This is a genomic window from Roseovarius sp. B08 (assembly GCF_051417955.1).
Taxonomy (GTDB): Bacteria; Pseudomonadota; Alphaproteobacteria; order Rhodobacterales; family Rhodobacteraceae; genus Roseovarius.
Window position 1 is genome coordinate 3,132,303 of the sequence record NZ_JBPRLW010000001.1, and the last position, 23,148, is coordinate 3,155,450.

The 23,148-nt window shown below is 63.6% G+C and carries 14 protein-coding genes and 2 pseudogenes; 7 read left to right on the forward strand and 9 right to left on the reverse strand.

Features of this window, described 5'->3' with window-relative positions; genetic code table 11:
- Nucleotides 1-26: 26 nt before the first annotated feature.
- Nucleotides 27-785 (reverse strand): GntR family transcriptional regulator, encoded by a 759-nt coding sequence (locus ACSQ76_RS15975; RefSeq protein WP_437157368.1) that lies wholly within the window; start codon nt 783-785, stop codon nt 27-29.
- 170 nt (nt 786-955) lie between these two features.
- Between ACSQ76_RS15975 and ACSQ76_RS15980 the strand changes: the two genes are divergently transcribed.
- The 6 genes from ACSQ76_RS15980 to ACSQ76_RS16005 are packed head-to-tail and all read left to right on the forward strand — an operon-like array spanning nt 956 to nt 9,242.
- Nucleotides 956-1,729, forward strand: coding sequence for an enoyl-CoA hydratase-related protein (locus ACSQ76_RS15980; RefSeq protein WP_437157369.1), 774 nt, complete (start codon nt 956-958; stop codon nt 1,727-1,729).
- 2 nt (nt 1,730-1,731) lie between these two features.
- The gene (locus ACSQ76_RS15985) at nt 1,732-3,258 is read left to right on the forward strand and encodes a 3-hydroxyacyl-CoA dehydrogenase (RefSeq protein WP_437157370.1); all 1,527 of its coding nucleotides are present in this window, start codon (nt 1,732-1,734) and stop codon (nt 3,256-3,258) included.
- A gap of 60 nt (nt 3,259-3,318) precedes the next feature.
- A complete protein-coding gene (locus tag ACSQ76_RS15990; protein ID WP_437157371.1) occupies nt 3,319-4,521 on the forward strand; it encodes an acetyl-CoA C-acyltransferase in 1,203 nt (400 codons plus the stop codon).
- On the forward strand, nt 4,521-5,705 hold the full coding sequence (locus tag ACSQ76_RS15995) for an acyl-CoA dehydrogenase (protein ID WP_437157372.1): 1,185 nt from the start codon (nt 4,521-4,523) through the stop codon (nt 5,703-5,705). Before ACSQ76_RS15990 ends, ACSQ76_RS15995 begins: the two co-directional genes overlap by 1 nt.
- 20 nt (nt 5,706-5,725) lie before the next feature.
- A complete protein-coding gene (gene sauS, locus ACSQ76_RS16000; protein ID WP_437157373.1) occupies nt 5,726-7,129 on the forward strand; it encodes an acylating sulfoacetaldehyde dehydrogenase in 1,404 nt (467 codons plus the stop codon).
- Between the two features lie 13 nt (nt 7,130-7,142).
- Nucleotides 7,143-9,242 (forward strand): acetate--CoA ligase family protein, encoded by a 2,100-nt coding sequence (locus ACSQ76_RS16005; RefSeq protein WP_437157374.1) that lies wholly within the window; start codon nt 7,143-7,145, stop codon nt 9,240-9,242.
- A 96-nt stretch (nt 9,243-9,338) separates the two neighbouring features.
- Here ACSQ76_RS16005 and ACSQ76_RS16010 read toward each other — a convergent pair whose 3' ends face one another.
- The 7 genes and pseudogenes from ACSQ76_RS16010 to ACSQ76_RS16040 form a co-directional block, all read right to left on the reverse strand.
- Nucleotides 9,339-11,375 carry a metallophosphoesterase family protein gene (locus ACSQ76_RS16010; RefSeq protein WP_437157375.1) on the reverse strand — a complete coding sequence of 679 codons (2,037 nt, stop codon included), beginning with the start codon at nt 11,373-11,375 and terminating at the stop codon, nt 9,339-9,341.
- A 317-nt stretch (nt 11,376-11,692) separates the two neighbouring features.
- Nucleotides 11,693-12,973, reverse strand: coding sequence for an amidohydrolase family protein (locus ACSQ76_RS16015; RefSeq protein ID WP_437157376.1), 1,281 nt, complete (start codon nt 12,971-12,973; stop codon nt 11,693-11,695).
- Nucleotides 12,973-13,916, reverse strand: a pseudogene (locus ACSQ76_RS16020) (ABC transporter permease). The gene ACSQ76_RS16015 and the pseudogene ACSQ76_RS16020 overlap by 1 nt, the downstream one beginning before the upstream one ends.
- Before the next feature lie 3 nt (nt 13,917-13,919).
- Nucleotides 13,920-14,969 carry an ABC transporter permease gene (locus ACSQ76_RS16025; protein WP_437157377.1) on the reverse strand — a complete coding sequence of 350 codons (1,050 nt, stop codon included), beginning with the start codon at nt 14,967-14,969 and terminating at the stop codon, nt 13,920-13,922.
- Entirely contained in the window at nt 14,959-16,506 is a 1,548-nt protein-coding gene (locus tag ACSQ76_RS16030; protein ID WP_437157378.1) for an ABC transporter ATP-binding protein, read from the reverse strand. The genes ACSQ76_RS16025 and ACSQ76_RS16030 overlap by 11 nt, the downstream gene beginning before the upstream one ends.
- A complete protein-coding gene (locus ACSQ76_RS16035; RefSeq protein ID WP_437157379.1) occupies nt 16,507-17,538 on the reverse strand; it encodes a BMP family protein in 1,032 nt (343 codons plus the stop codon).
- A 309-nt stretch (nt 17,539-17,847) separates the two neighbouring features.
- Nucleotides 17,848-19,547 (reverse strand): annotated as a pseudogene (locus ACSQ76_RS16040) (ABC transporter ATP-binding protein).
- Nucleotides 19,548-19,854: 307 nt separating this feature from the next.
- On the opposite strand from ACSQ76_RS16040, the gene ACSQ76_RS16045 reads away from it, so the two are divergent.
- The gene (locus ACSQ76_RS16045; RefSeq protein WP_437157380.1) at nt 19,855-20,730 is read left to right on the forward strand and encodes a helix-turn-helix domain-containing protein; all 876 of its coding nucleotides are present in this window, start codon (nt 19,855-19,857) and stop codon (nt 20,728-20,730) included.
- Nucleotides 20,731-20,786: 56 nt separating this feature from the next.
- Here ACSQ76_RS16045 and ACSQ76_RS16050 read toward each other — a convergent pair whose 3' ends face one another.
- Nucleotides 20,787-22,865, reverse strand: a complete 2,079-nt coding sequence (locus ACSQ76_RS16050; RefSeq protein WP_437157381.1) for a TonB-dependent siderophore receptor — start codon at nt 22,863-22,865, stop codon at nt 20,787-20,789.
- Nucleotides 22,866-23,148: the final 283 nt, after the last annotated feature.

The following is a 23,148-nucleotide window of genomic DNA, read 5'->3' on the forward strand; positions in this document are numbered from 1 at the left end:
TCGACACCCGCCAGAGGCGCGTGCCGTCAGGACCGCCGGTTCGGCTCCTCCGCCTTGCCTGCGGTCAAATCGAGACTGATCTCGAATTTCACCATGTCGCCGCGATAGGAGACATCGTTGAAGTAAAGGACGCGGCCCAAAGGGTCCGTCAGGATCCGGCGGATGTCGCCAAGCGGAGAGCTGAGCGGCAAGCCCAGAAGCGACGCCTTGTCCATGTCCGCCTGCCCGATGGTCAGGGTCTGGTGGCACTTGGCGATGGTCACGCCGGGCAGCGATTCGATCACCGGGATGATCGTCTCGTGATCGAACCGCTCAGGGCATTGCGCGTAGAGATCCGAGGCGATGTAGGCATCGGCCACGAGGCAATCGAGCCCCTTCAGAGCGTTCACACGCCGCAGGAAGACATACGAGTCGGCAGCGCTTCCTCCCTTGAGGTCGCCCGCCTTCAGCTCCACGTTCTCGCGCTTTTCAATGAGCCGCGGGTCGGTCTTGGTAACCATATCCAAGAGCTCCGGCCAATCTAGCCCGACTGCAAACGTATCCTCGGCCCCCACGCTCTCGGTGACAAAGGTCCCTGCACCCTGTTGGCGCATCAGACGGCCTTCATCCTCGAGAATAGCGACCGCCTGACGGATGGTGACAGTGGCCACCTTGAATTCTTCGGCCAATTCGGAAATCGGTTTGAGCCTGTCGCCCGGGGACAACTCGCCGGAGCGCAACCGCTGGCGCAAGATATCCGCCACGTGAAGGTAAAGCTTGCCGGGACTTTTCCGCAGAACGTCCATGCTGTCGATCCCCTGTTTCGTCGCGCCGCTCCGGCACACCGTCGGAATGACTCTTCCTTCAGGCTAGCAAACAAAGAATGGATCCGTCCAGAAAATTGTGATTGTTTTTATGTCATTCCAATCATAGTATGAATTTAACCCGATTACGCTGGCCTTGGGGGAGGAGACTGATGCCGGACCTGATCCTGGAAGAGCGCCGCGACAGCGGCGTGATCCTGCTGACATTGAACAAACCGGAAAGCCGGAACGCCCTGAGCCCGGATCTTCGGAAGGCCCTGACCGACCGATTCGCGGCACTGTACGACGATCCTGATGCCCGCTGTGTCGTGGTGACGGGCGATGACAAGGCATTCGTCGCCGGGGCCGATTTGAAGGACATGGCCCGCATGGGCACGGCCGAGATTACCCGCTCTAACGTCCGGCGGATGTGGCAGGTAATCGGGCACTGCCCTATCCCCTTCATCGCTGCGGTGCGTGGCGTTGCCTTGGGCGGCGGTTGCGAACTGGCCATGCACGCGGACATCATCGTCGCGGGCGAAGGTGCCAAGTTCGGGCAACCCGAGATCAAGGTCGGCATCATGCCCGGCGGTGGTGGCACCCAGCGCCTTACCCGCGCGGTCGGCAAGTTCAAAGCCATGAAGATGATGCTGACGGGCGACCCCATAACGGGGCGCGAGGCGTTCGGTATGGGGTTGGCCAGCGAATGCGTGGCCGATGACGCGGTACTGGACCGCGCGATGGAGTTGGCCGAGCAGATCGCCGCCCTGCCCCCGCTGGCCGCACGCCGCATCAAGGAGGTCGTGCTGGCCGGTCAGGATACGTCGCTCGACGCAGGGCTTATGCTGGAACGGCGCACCTTCGACACTCTGTTTGACACAGAGGACAAGGAAGAGGGCATGAACGCCTTCATCGAAAAACGCAAACCGAACTTCAAAGGAAAATGACCATGGCAGCAGACAGCGAAAGCCAAACCGTGGGCGTCGTCGGCGCAGGCGCCATGGGGCGCGGCATCGCACAGGTGGCGGCGACTGGCGGTTGCCGCGTGATCCTTTACGATGCGAGAGCCGAAGCCACCACCGAGGCGATCGAGTTCATTAACGGAATGCTGGACCGCGCCATAAAGAAAGAGCGCATGACCGCCGATGAGGCCGGCGCCGCAAAGGACCGGCTGATGCCGGCCAGGGACATGACGGATTTCTCCGAGGCCGACGTGGTGATCGAGGCGGTCAGCGAGGACATGGAACTGAAATCTGGGGTCTTTGCGGCGTTGGAAAAGGCCACGCGCCCCGACTGCATCCTGGCCAGCAACACGTCGTCCTTGTCGATCACCCGGCTGGCAGCGGCCTGCGACCGGCCCGACAGGGTTGCGGGCTTTCACTTCTTCAACCCGGTGCCGCTGATGCCGCTGGTCGAGGTCATCGCGGGCATCCGCACCGAGCCCGCCATCATCGACCGATTGGTCGAACTGGGCAAGGTCATGGGCCGCACACCTGTTCGCGTGGCCGATGCGCCGGGGTTCCTGGTCAACCAGGTGGGGCGAGGCTACACGCTGGAGGCCACGAACCTGGTGGACGAGGGCGTGTCGACCTTCGCCGACGTGGACGCCATCATGCGCGACGCCGCAGGCTTTCGCATGGGGCCATTCGAACTGCTGGACCTGACCGCGCTCGACGTGACTCACCCAGCGACGGTCGAGATCTACGAGCAATCCTATCACGAACCGCGCTTCCGCCCCGCGATGCTGATGGGGCAGCGGATGCAGGCGGGCCTTTTGGGCCGCAAGACCAAGCAGGGTCACTATGTCTACGAGGACGGCAAACAGCAACGCCCCGAAGAACCCGCCGCGCCGAAGTTCGAGGGCGGCACCTTCTGGGTAGAACCCGGAGAGGATGCCGACGCCCTGAAAGAGATCGTCACTGCATCGGGCGCCGAGTTGGAAACCGGCGACAGCCCCGGCGCGGACGCGGTCATTCTGATCATGCCCCTCGGCCTTGATGCCACAACTCACGCAGCGCGGGCCGGACTGGACGCCGCGCGCACTGTCGCCGTCGATCCCATTTTCGACTTCAAGGGCCGCCGGACGGTGATGAAAACCATCGTCACCGGCGCCGAGCCGATGCGCAAGGCGCATGCCATGCTGGCCAAAGACGGCACACCTGTCACTCGCATCCAGGACAGCCCCGGCTTTGTCGCGCAGCGGATCCTCGCAATGATCTGCGCCATCGGCGCCAGTGTGGCGCAGAACAGGATCGCCACGCCCGGAGATGTCGACCGCGCGGTGAAGCTGGGCCTCAACTATCCCAACGGCCCGCTGGAATTCGCCGATGTGCTGGGCGTGTCGCGGATCGTGCAGATTCTCGACGGGATGGCCGAATGCTCGGGCGACCCGCGCCACCGCGTCGGTCCATGGCTGCGCCGCCGGGCCGCACTCAGCATGTCAGCAACGACCGAAGAGACACCGGCGCGGGGCTGAGCCGCCCTGCGCCCCTGACGAACAGACAAGACAAAGAAGACATTCGAAAGGAACTCCACGATGCTCGATGCCTATATCTATGACGGTCTGCGCAGCCCCTTCGGACGCTCGGGCGGCGCGCTGTCCGGCATCCGGCCAGATGACCTGCTGGCCGAGGTGATCAAGCCGCTGATGGAGCGTGCCGACATTGACGGCGCCGCCATCGATGACGTCATCGTCGGCTGCGGCAACCAGGCGGGCGAGGACAGCCGCTGTGTTGCGCGCCACGCCCTGCTTCGCGCTGGACTGCCGGAAACGGTGCCGGGCACGGTGATCCAGCGGAACTGCGGCAGCGGCCTTGGCGCGATGGTCTCGGCCGCTCATGCTTTGACATGTGGCGAGGGCGAAGTGCTGATCTCGGGTGGTGTCGAAAGCATGAGCCGCTCGCCCTTCGTAGTGGGCAAGCACGCCCGCCCCTTTGCCCGCAACCTCGAATGGTTCGACAGCGCGGTGGGTGCGCGCTTTCCCAACCCGCAGCTGGAAAAGGAATTCGGCAACGATTCCATGCCCAAGACCGCCGACAACCTGGCCAAGGAGCATGACATCAGCCGCGAGGACAGCGACGCCTATGCCCTGCGCTCGCAACAAGGTTGGGCCAATGCGCACGCGCACGGCTTCTTTGCCTCGGAAATCACACCGATCACCGTGCCCGGCGGACGTGGGCGCGAGGACGTCACGGTCGAGACCGACGAGCACCCCCGCCCCAAGACCGATATGGAAGGGCTGGCCAAGCTGCGGGCCATCCACACGGACGGCGTGACCACGGCGGGCAGCGCCTCGGGCCTCAATGACGGCGCCGTGGCGCTAATGATGGGTAACAAGGCAGCGGGCGAGAAAATCGGGCGCGACCCGATTGCCCGCATCCTAGCCAGCGGTGTTGCTGGCGTGCCGCCGCGCACGATGGGCTATGGCCCCGTTCCGGCCTCGGAACTGGCGCTGAAGCGTGCGGGCCTCGGCATGGACGACATGGGCGTCATTGAAATCAACGAGGCCTTCGCCGCGCAGGCGCTGGCCTGCATGAAGGGCATGGGCCTGTCGGCAGACGACGACCGGGTGAACCCCAACGGCGGCGCGATTGCCATCGGCCACCCGCTCGGCGCATCCGGCCCCCGTATCGCGCTGACCGCCATTCACGAGGCCAGGCGGCGCGGCGCGAAATACGCGTTGGCGTCGATGTGCATCGGCATGGGCCAGGGTATCGCGATCGTCATGGAAGTGCTGTGATGGCGGATGGCGGCAAACCCCATTTCGAGTGGCGCGACCCGCTGCTGATCGAGGACCTGCTGAGCGAGGAAGAGCGGATGATCCGCGATTCCGCCCATGACTTCGCGCAGGAACGCCTGATGCCTCTCATTCGCGACTGGCACCGGCACGAGACCTTCGATCCCGCGATCATGCGCGAACTGGGCGAGATGGGGTTCCTGGGTATGCAGATCGACGGCTACGGCTGTGCCGGTGCAAGCTACACCGCCTACGGCCTAGTCGCGCGGGAGTTGGAGCGGGTCGATGCCGCCTTTCGTTCGGCGTGTGGGGTGCAGGGCGGGCTGGCGATGACGCCGATCCACCGCTTCGGCAGTGACGAACAAAAGGAAAAGTACCTGCCGCCCATGGCGCGGGGCGAGTTGATCGGCTGTTTCGGCCTGACCGAACCCGACGCCGGCTCGGACCCATCGCGGATGCGGGCGCGGGCCCGGCCCGTCGATGGTGGTTACCGCCTGTCGGGCAACAAGGTGTGGATCACGCACGCTTCGATCGCCGATGTGCTGGTGGTCTGGGCGCGCGATGACGAAGACGTGGTGCGCGGCTTCATCCTGGAAAAGGGTGCCAAGGGCCTGGAGACGCGCAAGATCGAGGGAAAGTTCTCGGTCCGGGCGTCGCCCACGGGCGAGATTTCGATGGACGAGGTGTTCGTTCCGACGCACCAGATGCTGCCCCATGCCAAGGGCCTGTCGGCGCCGCTCACCTGCCTTAACCGGGCGCGGCTGGCGATCTGCTGGGGGTCGATGGGGGCCGCCGAATTCTGCTGGCAGGCCTCGCGCGACTACGTGATGCAGCGCCAGCAATTCGGCCGCTCGCTGGCGGCAAGCCAGCTGGTGCAGGCCAAGCTCGCGGACATGCAGAGCGAGATCGCCCTGTCGCTGCACGCCACCCTGCGCCTGTCGCGGCTGCAGGACGAGGGGCGCGCCACGCCCGAGATGTTCTCGCTGGTCAAGCGCAACGCGGCGCGCAAGGCGCTGGAGATATGCCGAACGGCGCGGGACATGCATGGCGGCAACGGCATATCCGACGAGTACCACGTGGTGCGCCACATGCTGAATCTTGAGGTCGAGAACACTCTGGAAGGCACCTATGACATACACTCGCTGGTGCTGGGGGCCGCGCAGACCGGCATCCGCGCCTTCGCGTGATAATCAGGAGGACGGAGAGAATGGACGCATCCGATCCAGGAACGATCATCGACGGCCTTGTCGCCAAGGCCCGCGACGCCATGGCAAAGTTCGCAAACGCCACTCAGGATGACGCCGACGCCGCCGTCACCGCGCTGGCCTGGGCCATCTACGAACCGCGTCGCGCCCGCGCGCTGGCCGAACTGGCGGTGGAGCAGACCGGCCTCGGCGACATCGAAAGCAAGGTCATCAAGAACCAGCGCAAGACCTTCGGCTGCCTGCGTGACCTTTCCCGTGTCAAAAGCGTGGGCGTGATCAAGGACGACCCCGACCGCGGGATGGTGAAATATGCCAAGCCCGTGGGCGTCGTGGCAGCCGTGACGCCTTCGACCAACCCCACTGCGACGCCGGTGAACAAGGCGATGTTCGCGGTCAAAAGCCGAAACGCGGTTATCATCGCACCCTCCCCCTCGGCTTGGGGCGCCACCAACGCCGCGGTCGGGCACATGCGGGCGGAGTTGGAAAAATGCGGCTTCCCGGCCGACCTGGTTCAGATCCTGCCCAAGCCGGTTAACAAGGCCCTGACGCAGGAGTTGATGGAGCAGGCGGACCTCGTGGTCGTCACCGGGTCGCAGAACAACGTGCGCCGCGCCTATTCCTCGGGCACCCCGGCGATCGGCGTGGGCGCGGGCAATGTGCCGGTGGTGATCGACGAAAGCGCCGATCTCGATGATGCGGCGGCCAAGATCTGCCAGTCAAAGACCTTCGACAATGCCACATCCTGTTCCTCGGAAAACTCGGTGCTGATCCATGACGCGGTTTATGACGAGGCCATCGCGGCACTGGCCCGCGCGGGTGGCTATGTCTGCTCGGCTGAGGAAAAGGAGCGTGCGCGCGAAAGGCTTTGGACGAACGGCAGTCTGAACCGCCGGGTGATCGCCAAGGATGCGGAAACCCTGTGCGAGGTCTTCGAACTGGACGACGCGGCCAAAGGCGCACGATTTTTTATGGTCGAGGAGGGCCGCCCTGATCCCGACAGCCTGTTTACGGACGAGAAACTGTCGCTGGTGCTGACGGTCTATCGGATCACCGACATGGAGGACGCGGTGGATCAGCTAAGCAGCATCCTCGATGTCTGCGGCAAGGGGCATTCGGTGGGCATCCACACCGCCACGCCGGAACACGCGCAGATGCTGGCCGAGCGGATCGACGTGGTGCGCGTATTGGTTAACCAGGCGCACACCATGGGCAATGGAGGCAGTTTCGAAAACGCGCTGGAATTCACCTTGTCCATGGGTGGCGGCACCTGGGCCGGCAACTCGATCACCGAGAACCTCAATGCGCGGCATTTCATGAATATCACTCATCTCGTGCGGACCATCCCGACGGACAAACCATCCGAGGAAGAGCTTTTCGGAACGCATTGGAAACGGCATGGAAAATAAGGGGCATACCGACATGAAAGACCTGACCGGGCGCGACGCCCTCGACTGCCTGCTCTCGCCGCAATCCATCGCGATCATCGGCGTGTCGAACGATTTCAACAAGTTGAACGGCCGAGTCATGAAGTTCCTGCTGGATAAGGGTTATACCGGACAGATCTTTCCGGTGAATCCCAAGTATGACGAGGTCGGCGGGCACCGCTGCTACAGTGGGATCGGCGAGATCGCTGAAACACCGGACCTGGCCGTCATCTCCGTCCCCGCCAAGCTGGTGCCGGAGCAACTGGCCGCCGCCGGAGAGGCTGGCGTGCGCGCGGCCATCGTTTTCAGTTCGGGGTTTGGCGAGATGGGCGAGGAAGGCCGCGAGAAGGAGCGCGAGGTGGTCGAGATCGCCGCGCGTTATGACATGCGCCTCTGCGGACCAAACACCTTGGGCATCATCAATGCCTTCGACGGGGCGTTCGCCACCTTCACCCAGTACGGTATGGGCAAGACCAGCCCCGGGCCGGTTGGCTTCGTCACCCAGTCGGGCGCATTCGGCACCGCCATCGCGGCGCTGGCGCGCAAGCGGGGGCTGGGGCTCGGCTATTTCGCCAATACCGGCAACGAGACGGATGTGACTTTTGCCGACTGCCTGGGCAAGATTGTCGAGGATCCGCGAATTTTCACTCTGGCAGGCTATATAGAGGGGGTCACCGACGGCGCGGGGCTGATCCGCACGGCGCGCCGGGCGATGGAATTGGGCAAGCCCCTGACCGTGACCAAGGTGGGCCGCACCGAAAGCGGCGCTCGGGCCGCGTCGTCCCATACCGGGGCGCTGGCCGGTGAGGACGCGGTATTCGACGGGATCACAAGACAGTTCGGCGTGATCCGCGCCCGTAACGAGGAACACATGCTGGATATCGTCGATATGTCCACCACCACCGCCTGCCCCGAGGGGCGCGGGGTTGGCATCGTGACGCAATCGGGCGGCGCCGGCGTGCTGATGAGCGACCGGGCCGAAGAAGTCGGCCTGAACGTGCCGCAGTTATCCGAGCCAACGGTGGGGCGGCTGCGCGAGATCTTGCCCGCCTTCGGTGCTGCCGGAAACCCTGTGGACGTGACGGCGCAGTTCATCGCCGATCCGTCGATGCTGAAGGAAAGCGTCAAGGCGGTGCTGGACGATCCCAAGGTGCACGTGGCCGCCGTCTGGCTGCAGCTGATGGACGGGTTCGTCGATACGCTGACCGAGACGTTCCGGCAACTGAAGGAAGAAACCACCAAGCCCTTCGTCGTGTCGTGGGTGGCTGCGCCCGAGGAAGGCCTGCAAGCGCTGCGCGATCTGGGCATCTGCGCCCTGCGCGGGGCCGAGCCCACTATCGACGCCATCGCGGCTCTGGTTCACTGGAACGAGGCGCGGCAGGCCTGGCTGGCCGACAAAGGCGACGCGATGCCGCCAAGCGTCCTGCCCGCCCCTGGCGCAGGCCCGGTGCCGACTGTCCGCACCGCCAAGATGCTGGCGGATGCCGGCGTGCCCGTTGCGCGCGTGGGATTGGCGACCTCTGCCGATGAGGCCGCGGCGCTGGCCGAGGATATAGGCTGGCCCGTGGCTCTGAAGATCGAATCTGCTGACATCCTGCACAAGACCGAGGTGGGCGGCGTCGAGATCGGGCTGAAGGATGTCGATGCCCTGCGCTCCGCCTACGCGCGGATCAGGGAAAAGGCCGCCAAAGCCGCGCCCGAGGCCAGGCTGGACGGTGTGACTGTGCAGCAGATGGGCGGCGGGACTGTTGAGATGGTGATCGGCCTTCGCCGCGATCCGGTGTTCGGCCCCGTTGTGATGGTTGGCATGGGCGGCATCCTGATCGAGGTGCAGAAGGATGTGGTATTCCATCGCGCCCCGGTGACCGAGGCCGAGGCGGGGCGGATGCTGAACAGCCTGAAGGGAAAGGTGATGTTGGACGGCGTTCGGGGCGCACCGCCGGTAGATCGCGCGGCACTTTGCAAGATGATCAGCGCAGTGTCGCGCTTTGCCGTGGCCTCCGAGGATTGGCTGGAGGAACTGGACCTGAACCCGGTTCTGGCCGGGCCGGATGGCGTGATCGCGGTGGATTGCCTGCTGATTTCGGACAAGTAATTCGGGTTCAATGCCCACGAAACAACGGCCGCGCCCCTTGCAGAGGGTGCGACCGTCAGTCGTTTTGGAGAAAAGTCACAGGACTGCGCGGCAAGCTCAGCGGATTTGTATCACCAGCGCGGTGTCGGGCGTGTCGCCCACATCCCCGCGTTGGCCACTGCGCGGGCAGATCCAGCCGCCCTGCCCGGCCTCGTTCGCGGGTACAATCCTGAGCGTCTGACCGTCCCGTTCGAGTGTCGCCTCATCACTCGACGCGGCACTCCATACGCCTCGGGATGTTTCCAGCGCAAGCACTGACAGCAACTCGCCTGCGAGCCGGGGATTGAAGCGACGGTCGACAAGCCCGGTGCGGGTGAAATAGCCGCGATCGGCATCGTCCATCGTGTCAAGCACCACGTCGAGGCCGAATCCGATCGCGGCCATCGCCGCCTCGGCGAAACGCTGCGCGTTGGCGACCTCATCCTCATAGATCTCGGCCGGACTCGCTTCGGTGGATTTCACGTAGAGCACAGGCGCGGTGCGAGTGTCCTTTGCGAACGTCGCGAGGCGGCGGGCCGACTGCCACGGTGACGCGCTGCGCGGGATGGTGAATTGGGCACCGTCGATCAGGTCCGGATGGCGCGTCATGAAGGCTTGCAACTCATCCATCTCGGCCAGTGTGAAACCGTGACTTATCAAATGGTTGAAACGTGATCCGATATGCTTCGCTCCATCCTTGCGGTTAACTCTCGACAGGATGATCTGTAGCCCCGTGTCCGCCTTCAGCGCCTCGATCTGCGAGATCAGGTCGTCGAATTCCTCCCAATTCAGGACAAGTTCCAGCCGGTCCACCAGTGCGGCGTGGTCAGCCAGCGCCTCCCGCTCGGCGGCGTCCGGCATGCCGTAGAGATAGACCTGAAAACGGTGGCCGAGCCGGGACATCAATTCCATACGGCGGCGGACGCGCGGATCGCATAAATCCTGTATCGGAACACGCAGACCTTGCAGGCCCATCTCCCAGAGTGCCATGACCGGGTAGTCGTTGCGCGCCCGTTTGCGTCGGAACTCATCCACGGCGCCCGAAGGGGCAACGGCAAGTTCCTCTGCCCAAGCGTGGCGCATATCAACGAAAACTCCGGCCAGCCCACCGGCTTTCACATGCGGGCGCGGGGCCACTGGCGGGGCCATGCCCGCGCCTTCCGCAAGGGTGGCGCCATAGGTGCGGTGATAGTGCGCAATGTGACCGTTCTCGCGCAGTTCCAGCGTCAGAAAGCCCAGCTTGGCGGCATCGTTACGCCCCTTCTGATCGCCGCCGTCGATGCGGTACATCTCGGAATAGTCGTGCCGCACGAAGCAAGTCGATGGGGTGATGTAATATTCCGTGTCGCCGATACGGTCGTACCAGAAATTATGCACGTGTGCGCAGAACAGAGCTTCGGGCTTGTGGGTGCGGACAAGGTCCAGGAACCAGCTACGCGCCGGTTCCTCGATATTGTCATAGCTGCCGGGCTCGGCCGGATCGCTGATATAGGGCGGGTAGTGCGAAAAAACGAACACGCGCTCACCCGAATGGCTGGCAAGATATTCTTTTAGCCACTCGGCTTGCTCGGCCTCGGCGGGGTCGCCGGAGTTCATCAGCGGTGCGTTGATCACGACGAAGTGACAGCCCTGATGGGTTACCGCATAATAATCCTTGCCGAAATGTTTGCGATATAGCGCGGTGAATTCGGCGTTGACCATGCCGGCGGGCATCCATTTTACCGGCTTGTCACCAATATCATGGTTGCCCGGCACAAGGTGTATCGGCGCCTTCAGGTTAGCGGCGATGGCATGAAAGTTGTCGGCGGCAGGGCCATAGCTTCCGAGCTCTGGGACAGGGTTTACCATATCTCCAAGATGGATCGTCAGCACCGGATCGATCTGGTTAACCTGAGAAAAAACGTGCCTTGCCCGTGGGTTGGCCTCGGCATTGGCCGGGTAGGGTGAAGCGGAGAAATCCTCTTTTTCGTTGACATGGGTGTCGGACACGATCGCGACTTTGAAGAGAGTTTTGCCGAGAGGGTGGGTCATTTCGTTTCCTGGAACTTTAGTGCAAACCGCAAATGTCATATTATTAGAATGATAGAAGGATATGTGTTCGGGATCAACGACCAACGGGCGGAGAGGCTCCCCATCTGACTGGGTCCGCCGCTATGTTTAGGAAACGATCCGAACTGTAGCTTTTGGCTTTGCCAGTAACTTGTCACTCGGATAGGCGTGACCGAGAACAGCCAGGCGCCGAACCCTTCCTGAAGCTATTAAGGTGCTCTTCCGAGAACCATTGTTCATACGTGCAGCGAAGACTGAAAATGCCGCTCTGAGTTCTGGCGCCACGCGCAGCGTCGGCATGGGCCCACTCGTATTCGGCCGAAAGCAACCTAGCGAGACCTTTGCGGCCAGTCACGGCACTGCATATGCAGGGTCCGTCGCCGTCACCCGCCGGGATCATGCCGCCGGCGCACCGTCGACGCGCGCCCCGGAAGGGAAAGCGCCGCATCCTCGCGCGGCATCCGGCTGACCAGCCTGCCGTTCGAGACCACGGCGAGACGGGCGGGCCGAAGGCGCAGCGCCTCGATCGGCGATGCGGCATCCAGCACGACCAATGAGGCGCGTTTGCCGGGCGCGATGCCATACCCCTCCAGCCCCATGATTTGGGCGTTCTGGTGCGTGACCATGTCGAAACACCGCGCCATCTCTTCGGGGCTGGTCATCTGCGCCACGTGCAATCCCATGAAGGCGACGTCCAGCATGTCCGCTGTCCCCAGCGAGTACCACGGATCGAGCACGCAATCCTGCCCCCAGCCCACGGTGATCCCATGCGCATGCATCTCCTTTACCCGGGTCAGGCCTCGCCGCTTGGGGAAACTGTCGTGCCGCCCCTGCAGCGTGATGTTGATCAGCGGGTTCGGGACGGCGGCGACCCCGGCCTCGGCCATCAGCGGTAGCAGTTTCGAGACATAGTAATTGTCCATCGAATGCATCGATGTCAGGTGACTGCCCGCCACGCGGCCCTGCAACCCCAGCCGCTGCGCCTCATAGGCCAGCGACTCGATGTGGCGGCTCATCGGGTCGTCCGTCTCGTCGCAATGCAGGTCGACCATCAGGCCGCGGTCCGCGGCGATCTCGCACAGCTCGCGCACCGAGGCCGCGCCATCGGACATGGAGCGCTCGAAATGCGGAATGCCGCCCACCACGTCGACACCCATGTCGATCGCGCGGATCGTGTTTTCCCGTGCCGTCGGATCGCGGTAAAAGCCGTCCTGCGGGAAGGCCACCAGCTGCAGGTCGATATAGTTGCGCACCCGCGCGCGTACCTCCAGCATCGCCTCGACGCCCAAGAGGCGGTCATCGCAGGTGTCGACATGGCTTCGGATCGCCAGCAATCCCTGGCTGACCGCCCAGTCGCAATAGTCCAGCGCGCGCGTCACCATCTCGTCCTGGGTGACGACCTGCTTCAACTCTCCCCAAAGCCCGATGCCTTCCAGCAGCGTGCCCGACGCGTTGATCCGGGGCAGCCCGTAGGACAGGGTCGCGTCCATGTGGAAATGCGGATCGACGAAAGGCGGGCTGACCAGATCGCCCTCCGCCGCGATCACCTCGCGGGCTTGCGCGTCCGACAGGTCCTCGACCGCCTTTATCCTGTCGCCCTCGATCCCGATATCCGCCACGCGCCCGTCGGGCAGCGTGCCGCCCCTGACGATAAGATCGAACATCAGCGTTCCCCCTTGTTGAACGGCACCATCAGCGCCGCCGGCACCTCGGCCCGGCGCGACATGACGATCAGTGCCAGGATGGACAGAAAATAGGGCATCATCAGGAACACCTGGTACGGGATGTCGGCCCCCAGCGGCGTCTGCTGCACCCGGATCTGCAGCGCGTCGAACGCGGCAAAGAGGATCGCGCCCAGCAATGCCTTGCCCGGCTTCCACGCGCCGAACACCACCAGCGCGATGCAGATCCAGCCGCGCCCGTTGACCATCTCGAAAAAGAAACTGTCGAAGGCCGACATGGTCAGGAACGCGCCGCCCACGGCCATCAACCCGCTGCCCACGATCACCGCGCCCATTCGAATGCCCGTCACCGACAGGCCCTGTGCCGCCACGGCCGACGGGTTTTCCCCGCCGCGCGCAAGGCAAGGCCCAGCGGCGTGCGATAGAGCACCAGCGCCACGACGCCCACCAGGATGAACGCCAGGTAGGTCAGCGGCGTCTGCGCGAAGAACGCCGGACCGATCAGCGGGATGTCGGACAACAGCGGGATCTCGAAAGGCTGGAAGGCGTCGATCTTGGGCGGGCTTGTCACTTCGGGCAGCGCCAGACGATAGGCATAGTAAGTCAGCGACGTCGCCAACAGCGTGACGCCCAGCCCCACAACATGCTGCGACAGGCCGAATGGCACCGTCAGCAGGCTGTGGATCAGCCCGAAGAGCATCCCCACCACCATTGCCACGGCCACGCCCATCCACAGCCCGGTACCGGAATAGACCGCCATCCAGCCCGCAAAGGCGCCCGCCACCATGATTCCCTCGATCCCGAGGTTCAGCACGCCCGCGCGTTCGCAAATCAATTCGCCCAGCGTGGCAAAGATCAGCGGGCTCGCGATGCGGATCGCGGCGGTCCAGAAGCTGGCGGAAAGCAGGATTTCAAAGATGTCCATGGCCTACTCCCTCACCACGCGGAACCGGGTCAGCAGGATCGCCACCACCATCAGCAAGAGCGCCGTGGCCAGCATGATATCCGCCAGGTAGCTTGGCACCCCCACCGCGCGGCTCATGCTGTCCGCCCCGACGAAGATGCCCGCCACGAACAGCGCCGCCGCCACCACCGCCAACGGGTTCAGCAGGGCCAGCATCGCCACCACGATGCCGGTGTAGCCATAGCCCGGGCTAAGGTCGAGCGTCAGGTTCCCCTTCAGTCCCGCGACCTCGGAAAACCCCGCAAGCGCCGCCAGCCCGCCCGACAGAAGCGCCGTCTTGATCAGCACGGCGTTGACCGGGATGCCCGCAAATCCTGCCGCCTCGCGGTTCAGGCCCACGGCGCGCATCTCGTAGCCCAGCGTGGTGCGCCGTTCGATCACCCAGACCACCACCGCCGCGATCAGCGCCAGCGCGAACCCCCAGTGCAGGCGCAGCCCTTCGACGATACGCGGCAGCCGCGCCTCGGCCACCAGACGCTCGGACTTGGGCCAGCCCATGCCCATCGGGTCCTTCAGCGGCCCTTCCAGCAGCATCGAAATGAACAGCAGGAAGATGAAATTGAACAGCAGTGTCGTCACAACCTCGTCAACGCCGAACCGCACCTTCAGCAGTGCGGGCACCAGCAGCACCAGCGCCCCGGCCACCATCGACGCGAGCGCCAGCGCGGGCAGCAGGGCAAAAGCCCCCCATTGCAACATGCCGGTGCCCAGAACGACGGTCATCAAGGCGCCTGCGTAAAGCTGCGCCTCGGCCCCGATGTTCCACAGCCGCGCCCGGAAGGCGACCGCCACCGCAAGGCCCGTGAAGATCAGCGGCGTCGCCCGGTTCAACGTCTCCAGCAGGGCGAATTTCGACCCGAACGCACCCTTGAGGATCAGGCCGATCACTGAAAACGGGTTGGCCCCTGCCGCCATCGCCAGCAATGACGCAATCACCACGGTCGAGCCGATGGCAATCGCGGGCGGCACGGTGGCTCGCCAAAGCGACGGGTTCGCGACCGGTTCAAGACGCATGTTCGGCCTCCTTCTCGAACCCCTGACCCGCCATCCAGACGCCCAGTTCGGCGGGCGTCACCGACCCGCGCGCGAATCCCGGTGACAGGCGGCCTTCGGAAATCACGTGGATCACGTCCGACAGCGCCATGATCTCGTCAAGGTCCTCCGAGATCAGCAGCACGGCCGCGCCCCTGTCCCGCGCCGCCAGCAACTGCCCATGCACGTAATTGACCGCGCCGATATCCAGCCCCCGCACCGGCTGGTTGGCCAGGATGATGCGCGGTCCGGCCTCCAGCACGCGGCCCAGGATCAGTTTTTGCATGTTGCCCCCCGAAAGCAGCCGGATGCGTGTGCCCGGCCCGGGACAGCGCACGTCATAGGTCTCGATGATCTCGCGGGTAAAGGCCTCGGCGCGGCCCCAGTTCATCAGGCCAGACCGGCTGTAGGGCGGCTGGGCATAGGTCTCGAGAATGGCATTCTCTGTCAGGTCGAACTCGGCGATGGTGCCGGTCTTGTGCCGGTCCTCGGGGATGCGGGCGATGCCCGATTGCACCGCTGCGCGCGGCGACCATGTGTCCAGCGGCGCGCCGTCCAGTTCCATCCGTCCCTCTGCCGGCGCGATCAGCCCGCCGATCAGGTCCGCCAGCGCCCCCTGACCGTTGCCCGAGACCCCCGCCAGCCCCACGATCTGCCCCGCGTGCAGCGCCAGCGACACATCCGCCAGCCCCGGCGCATTGCCGCGCGCGGGCGTCGTGACCGCGTCCATCCGCATCAGCACCTCGCCGGGCTGTCCCGGCGCGACCTTGGGCGCGGCGACGTCCGCCCCCACCATCAGCGAGGCCAGCGTTTCCTTGTTGACCTCGGCAATCGGCCGTTCGGCCACCAGCCGCCCATGCCGCAGGATAAGCACGCGATCCGAAATCGCCATCACCTCGTGCAGCTTGTGGGAAATGAAGACCACCGACAGGCCCAGCTTGATCGCCTTGCGCAGGGTGGCGAAAAGGTCCTCGGTCTCCTGCGGGGTCAGAACGGCGGTCGGCTCGTCCAGGATCAGGATGCGCGCATCGCGGTACAGCGCCTTCAGGATCTCGACCCGCTGGCGTTCGCCCACCGTCAGGCTGCCCACCTTGGCATCGGGATGGACCTGCAGCCCGAAATCCTGCGCCAGCTTTTCCAGCTTGGCGCGCGCCGCCCCCCGGTCGAGGCGCGGCGACAAAAGCGGCTGGGTGCCCAGGATGACATTCTCCAGCACCGTCATGTTGTCGGCCAGCGTGAAATGCTGGTGCACCATGCCCACCCCGGAATCGAGCGCCGCACGCGGATTGCCCGGCGGCAGCGGTTGGCCGAAGACCTCCACATTGCCTTCATCGGCGGTGTACTGTCCGAACAGGATGTTCATCAGCGTGGTCTTGCCCGCGCCGTTCTCGCCCAGCAGGGCGATCACCTCGCCCTCACGCAGCGACAAGCTGACCGCGTCATTCGCGACCAGCTTGCCGAAACGCTTGGTGATGGAATCGAGGCGCAGGACCACCTGCGCCGCGTCGTCGCTTGCCATTTAAGAGGACTTGGGTTCTTCGTCGTTGATCTCGACCGTGTATTCGCCGGACATGATCTCCTGCTTGCGCTGCTCGACAAGGTCCAGCGCCTCCTGCGGGACCTCGCCCTCGAACGTGCCCAAGGGCGCAAGGGACGATCCGCCCTCCTGCATGAAGGAATAGACACCGTAATCAGCGGCGGTGAACGTGCCGGCCTTCACCTCGGCAATCGCCTTGTCCAGCGTCGGCTCGAAGTGCCAGAGGGCCGAGGCCACGACCGTCTCAGGATATTCGGCCTGCGTGTCGATCACGTTGCCGATGGCCAGAACGCCCTTTTCCTTTGCCGCGTCCGACACGCCGAACCGTTCCGCATAAAGCATGTCAGCCCCATTCTCGATCATGGCGAAGGCCGTTTCCTTGGCCTTGGGCGGATCGAACCAGCTGCCGATAAAGCTGACCTGAAAGGTGATGTCGGGGTTCATCTCGCGCGCGCCCGCCATGAAGGCATGCATCAGGCGGTTGACCTCCGGAATCGGAAAGCCGCCGACCATGCCGATATTGCCGGTCTCGGTCATCGCCCCCGCGATGATCCCCGTCAGATAGGACGCATCCTGGATGTAGTTGTCGAAGACCGCGAAGTTCGGCAGCGCCTCATCCTGCTTGAAGCTCGAGCCCATCAGGAAGGCGATATCGGGATATTCCGCCGCGACCTCGCGCGCCTCCTGTTCGACGGCAAAGACCTCGCCGATGATCAGCTCATAACCCTGCTCGGCATATTCCCGCATGACCCGGGCATAGTCGGTGTTCGACACGTTCTCGGAAAAGACATAGTCGATATCGCCCCGCTCCTGCGCGGTGTTGGCGGCCTTGTGGATGCGGCTGACCCATTGCTGCTCGACCGGCACGGTGTAGATGCCCGCGACCTTGAGCGGCTCGTCGGCCTTCAGCGCCCCCGGCACGCCCGCCGCCACAAGCAGCGCGGTGCCGGCTGTGGTGCTCAGGAACCTCCGGCGCGAAAGGCCGGTCGGGCTGGTTTTTCTGTGTTGCGTCATGGAACTTATCCCCCTGTTGGAATGTGGCGTGCCCAGAATGTTTGACCAAATGATAAAAAGAACCCGGGTGCCGGCCAATAGAAAGATGTGCGGCACGCAAAGTCCAGAGTGAACGCCAAGTTTTTGCGCACCGCGCTGAAGCCTGCTGCATTAACAGGCGGAAGCTCGGTCATGAGGATCGCCCGATACCCGTAGAATAGGGCGGGCAGTGATGGCGCGGACGCGGCCTCGAGAAATGCAACGCATCTTTCCGCATCTAAAGGCCTGGCAGCGAAAGCGGATCCTGCCATTTTTTATGATTTCGGCGTCTCAGTCCATCATCGAGAAGTAATTCGCCTGCCGATCCACCAGTTCTTCATGCGTGCCCGCCTCCACAATCCGGCCTTCATCGAGAACCACGATCCGGTCGGCGTGGCGAACGGTCTGTAGGCGGTGGGCGATGACGAGCGTCGTGCGCCCCTTCGACAACGTATCCAGCGCCGCCTGCACCTTGCGCTCCGTGCCCCTATCCAACGCCGAAGTGGCCTCGTCCAGAAGCAGGATCGGGGGTCGCGCAGGAAGACACGTGCAATGGCGACGCGCTGTTTCTGTCCGCCTGACAACATGACGCCCCGTTCGCCCACCATCGTGTCGAGACCATCGGGCAACTCCGACACCATCTCGGACAACTGTGCCTGCTGAACGGCGTGCAGTATCTCCTCGTCCGATGCGTCAAGCCGCCCATAGGCGATGTTTTCGCGCAGGGTGCCTCCGAACAGGAAGACGTCCTGCGATACCAATCCCACCTGCCGCCGCAGGCTGTCGAGGGTCATGTCCGCGACGGACTGGCCGTCAATCCGAACCTCGCCCGACGTCGGTGCATAAAACCGTGGAAGCAAGGCCATCAACGTACTTTTGCCCGCGCCGGACGGACCTACCAGTGCAACCGTCTGGCCCGGCTCGACGGCAAGAGACACGCCGTGCAATACACCTCGCGCGCCATCGTAGGTAAAGGCAACGTCGTCAAACTCGATCCGTCCGGTCAGGTCCGGCGCTGGCCTGGCGTCCGGCGCGTCGGCGATCTCGGCGCGCTCTGCCAGCAGCGCCTGGAACCGCTGGAACCCGGCGATGCCGCGCGGATAGGTCTCGACCACCGCCGCGATCTTCTCCAACGGACGGAAGAACACGCCCACCAGCAGCAGGAAGGCCACGAAGCTGCCGGTCGACAGCGAGCCGGAAAAGACATAGCCCGCGCCCGCCACCATCACGATCACCTGGACCGAGCGCAGCCCCATATAATGCAGCGTCGTCAGCGCCGCCATGATGCGGTAGGCCTCCAGCTTGGTCTTGCGATAGCCGCGGTTGGCATCCGCGAAAAGTTCGCGTTCATGCGCCTCGTTGGTAAAGGCCTGCACCACGCGAATGCCGCCCAGCGTTTCCTCCAGCCGCACGTTGAACTGGCCCACCCGGCCATAGATCGCCTGCCATGCCCGGGTCATACGCCCCCCATAGACGGCCAGAAGCACGACCATCACCGGCACGATCACGGCTGTCATCAACGCCAGCGGCACGTGCAGCCACAGCATCAGGGCGAAGGCCCCGATGAACGTCATGATGGCGATGAACAGGTCCTCGGGGCCGTGATGCGCCACCTCGCCGATCTCTTCCAGGTCACGGGTCACCCGCGCCACCAGCTTGCCGGTCTCGGCTTTGTCGAACCAGCCCCAGTTCAGCCGTGTCAGGTGGTCGAAGGCCTTCGCCCGCATCTCCGTCTCGATATTGATGCCCAGCTTGTGACCCCAGTAGATCACCACCGCCATGAGGCCTGCGTTGATCAGATACACCACCACCAGACCGACGGCGGCCCACATGGTCAGCGCCCACTCACCGCGCGGAAGCAGATGGTCGATGAACCCCGCCACGGCCAGCGGAAAGGCCAGCTCCAGCAAGCCCGAGATCACCGCGCAGCCGAAATCCAGCCAAAAGAGGCCCATATGCGGGCGGTAATACTCGAAAAACTGACGCAGCATGTGACTTCCTTCACGACCGGGGATACTGATGATCGGACCGGCAGGTGTTCCCCGCCGCCACCGTTTAGGAGAGGCTTCCACCGCCGTCCAGCATTGCAGGTTCAGCGCTCCAGATGGGCCAGCGAAAGCGCCTTAGGCGCGCGGAGTTTGGCGAGCCGCACCGGTCGCGAGCAGTCCGTCCCGACTTGTTATCGCGCAGTTTAGGCGTCATACTGCTGGCCCAAGCCATTCTGGAATGTGCGCCGGCCCCGTCCGTCACACGCCGGATAGCCAAATCCCGACACCTTTCATGCGGAGCCTGACCCGAATGGGCTATAGTCACGACTTTTCCGGTCAAACAGAAAAGCTGCACTGCATCCGGCCCGTCCAGTGGCGCCAGTTCGACAATGCTCTGGTGGCGCATTGGGAAGCCAGCGGCGATCGTGGCGCGACGGGGCAGTATGTCTCGGCCAATCCAAGGTTGAGCATCTTCTTTGACGATATGAGCTCGATTTCGGCCACGACCGGGACCGGCACCGGCAGATTGGCCCGCGCCATCTTCGTGCCGGCGGGCATGGAGCTTCGCACCCGATTTTCCAAACCGCTCAGGTTCACCCATGTCGACATTCACATGGATTACGCGTGGGCGATCCAGTTCCTGTCCGGCGCGATCCCCCGCTCCAGCGCGGTCGAGGTATTGGAAAACCCGGTCGAGCGCGACGACGTCACGGATATCGAGCCGCTGGCGCGACTGCTGGTCAAGGAAATAGCGAACCCCACCAGGCACGCGCTCTTCGTCGAAAGCCTTGTGAATTGCCTGATTACGGCCTTGCTGGACATGGACCAGCAAAGCACGGAAACCGGCAACGCCCGCTTGACCGCCGCGCAGATGCGTCGGGTCGCACTGCGCGTGGAAGAAGCGCGCGGTCACAGGCTCAGCATCGCGCAGATGGCCGAGGCGGTGAACCTTTCGGAAAGCTGGTTCTCGCTGGTGTTCAAGAATACGACCGGCATGTCGCCGCACCAGTGGCATTTGAACAAGCGGCTTGAACAAGCGCGGAACCTTCTGACGGAGACCGATCTTAGCGTGGCGGACATCGCGGACCGGTTGGGCTTTTCCGACCAGGCCCACCTGACTCGCGCGTTTCGCCAGCTTGTCGGCAAAACGCCCGGAACCTGGCGGCGAGACCAGGGGAGGGGCTGACGGGCACAGGGGGCCGCGGCAGCGAGATTGCCCCTGCCGCCGATGGGCCTGACTGGTTACCAACTGCGGCGCAGGGAGGCCGTGATTGTCCGGCCCTGATTGTAGTAATCCGCCGTTCCCCGTCCCACGACATACTGCTCATCAAAGATATTGCTGAGATTGACCTGCAGTTCCGTGTTCTCGGCCAACTCGTACGAGAAAGACGCGTCGAACAGGAACTGGTCCGGGCTTTTGCCATTGTTGTTGTAGGCGTTGTAGTAATAGCTGCCGACATAACGCGCACCGAGGCCCACGGACATGTCTCCCAGCGATCCGGCGGTCGGCAGGTCATAGGTCAGCCACAGCGAGGCCATGTGCTCGGGCACCGACGCAAACTGGTTTCCGTCCACCGTCACGCCTCGGACATTGCCGCGAACGAACTCGGAATCCTGGTAGCTGTAGCCGCCGGAAAGGGTCAGACCCCGGGCCAGTTCGGCGCGCGCTTCCAGTTCCAGGCCGCGAACGCGGGATTCACCGATGGTCTGTCGCTCGATCACACCGCTGGGCAGGACAACCGGCACCACGACGTTCTTTTTGGTAAGATCAAAAAGCGACGCGGTGAACAGCGCGTTGATGCTCTGGGGCTGATACTTGAGGCCGATCTCGTATTGCTCGCCGCGTTCAGGATCGGTGCCGATCGAGGGTGGCGCGACCGACTGGACATAACTGGCATAAGTCGAGATTTCGTCCGTGACTTTGTAGGTCAACGCACCCCGCCATGAGGTTTCCGAGAAATCGGCGCTTGTCGTCGTAGCCGCAAGTCGATCGGTGTTGGTGATGTCCAGCCAGTCGTGCCGCACGCCCGCCGTCACGATGAACCGGTCCGCGAAAGACAGGTTCTGCTGCAGAAAGATCGATTGCGTGGCAAAGTCATTGGCCTGCACGCTGTAGGGTACGAGCCCGGTGGGCGCGCCGGTATAGACCGGGTTGTCGACATCGATCGGCGTGTAGGCCCCGAAGATCGACGCACTGGTGGTCGACGCGTCACGAAATTCCAGCCCGGCCAGCGTGCTGCTGTCGACACTGCCGAAGCTGGTGTCGTATTGCAGGATCACGTTGCCGATCACCTCTTCGGCGGTGCTGTCGGTCCCGAAGTAGAAACGGTCGACCATCGTCCCGACGCGGGCCGCGTTGTCGGAGATGTAGACATAGGCGAAGTCGTCGGTGAGATCGCTGTAACGAAGGTTCGCGTTCAGCCGCAGACCATTGCGGAAATCGTGCTGGAACCCGGCCGACACGGTCAGTCGCTCGACATCGTGATAATTGAAACCCGGCTCACCGAAGAACTGGCTGCGGTCGTATTCCCGGTCTATCGGGTAACCGCCGCTGTTCGGTGTGGAGTCGCGGTCGAGATAATCCACCGTGAAGGTCAGCTTGGTATCCTCGCTGGGCGACCATGCGAAGGATCCGAGCAGGAACGTCTCGTCGTCCCGAGAGAAATCATAGTCCAGCTCTGAATCCTGCACCTTTCCCACGAAACGGTAGGCCAGCGTCCGGTCCTCGTTCAGGACATCGCCGAAGTCGAAGCCCAGTTCGGTGTGATTGTTGGTGCCGTAAGAGCCGTAAACCTCGCCGAACCGTTCGAATTTCGGCGTCTTGGTCACGAAATTGAGTGTGCCGCCGGGATCGGACGTTCCAAAAAGGGTAGAGTTGCCGCCCTTCATCACCTCGACCCGTTCGAACGCATATGGTTCCTCGCGCACGCCGCGCATCGACCCCAAGGTCAAGCCGTCGCGATAGGTCGAGGCTTGAAACCCTCGCACGAGGTAGTAGTCGTTGCGATCGTCGGTCCCGAAATAGTCGGTGACGATGCCGGGCGTGTATTCCAGCAGGTCTTCCACCTTGTCGACGTTCCGCTCTTCAAATTCCTTCTGCGTGATGACCGACACCGACGCGGGCGTGTCAAGAACGCTGGTCGCGACCTTGCCGCCGGTCCAAAGCTCCTTGGCGATGGTCGAATTGGCGTCGTCATCCGCCTCGGCGCCGGCATCGACGAAGATCGTTCCAAGGCGGTAGGGTTCTCCGCCAGTGCCGTCCTGAGCCGCGGCGGTCAACGGAAGGGCCACCAGTGCCGTGCAGCCAAAAAGCGCCGCCACCGGGCTGACCGAGCGTGGAAAAGGTGATCGATTTGTTCTCAAGAGTGCCCCCATAAAATGCGTCCATTCTTCTGACGTTTTCTGCGTGCTTTGCGCTGCGACATCGCGATGGTGCTGCAGGCACCCGCCGTCGTGCTCGGATTCCCGCTGGCTGTTCGTTGCCAAATCCCTGCCCGGATGCGTCCGGTCGGGTCTGGCGTCGACGGGACATAGCGCAGGATCATGCGAAGATGTATTGTATATTCCGATTGTTTTTGTCGGATTCTCTTTAAAATTGATAAAT

Bases quoted from the DNA above. Each gene is read 5' to 3' on its own strand.
- ACSQ76_RS15975 (WP_437157368.1), bottom strand. From the start codon at position 785: ATGGACGTTCTGCGGAAAAGTCCCGGCAAGCTTTACCTTCACGTGGCG.
- ACSQ76_RS15980 (WP_437157369.1), top strand. From the start codon at position 956: ATGCCGGACCTGATCCTGGAAGAGCGCCGCGACAGCGGCGTGATCCTG.
- ACSQ76_RS15985 (WP_437157370.1), top strand. From the start codon at position 1,732: ATGGCAGCAGACAGCGAAAGCCAAACCGTGGGCGTCGTCGGCGCAGGC.
- ACSQ76_RS15990 (WP_437157371.1), top strand. From the start codon at position 3,319: ATGCTCGATGCCTATATCTATGACGGTCTGCGCAGCCCCTTCGGACGC.
- ACSQ76_RS15995 (WP_437157372.1), top strand. From the start codon at position 4,521: ATGGCGGATGGCGGCAAACCCCATTTCGAGTGGCGCGACCCGCTGCTG.
- sauS (WP_437157373.1), top strand. From the start codon at position 5,726: ATGGACGCATCCGATCCAGGAACGATCATCGACGGCCTTGTCGCCAAG.
- ACSQ76_RS16005 (WP_437157374.1), top strand. From the start codon at position 7,143: ATGAAAGACCTGACCGGGCGCGACGCCCTCGACTGCCTGCTCTCGCCG.
- ACSQ76_RS16015 (WP_437157376.1), bottom strand. From the start codon at position 12,973: ATGTTCGATCTTATCGTCAGGGGCGGCACGCTGCCCGACGGGCGCGTG.
- ACSQ76_RS16025 (WP_437157377.1), bottom strand. From the start codon at position 14,969: ATGCGTCTTGAACCGGTCGCGAACCCGTCGCTTTGGCGAGCCACCGTG.
- ACSQ76_RS16030 (WP_437157378.1), bottom strand. From the start codon at position 16,506: ATGGCAAGCGACGACGCGGCGCAGGTGGTCCTGCGCCTCGATTCCATC.
- ACSQ76_RS16035 (WP_437157379.1), bottom strand. From the start codon at position 17,538: ATGACGCAACACAGAAAAACCAGCCCGACCGGCCTTTCGCGCCGGAGG.
- ACSQ76_RS16045 (WP_437157380.1), top strand. From the start codon at position 19,855: ATGGGCTATAGTCACGACTTTTCCGGTCAAACAGAAAAGCTGCACTGC.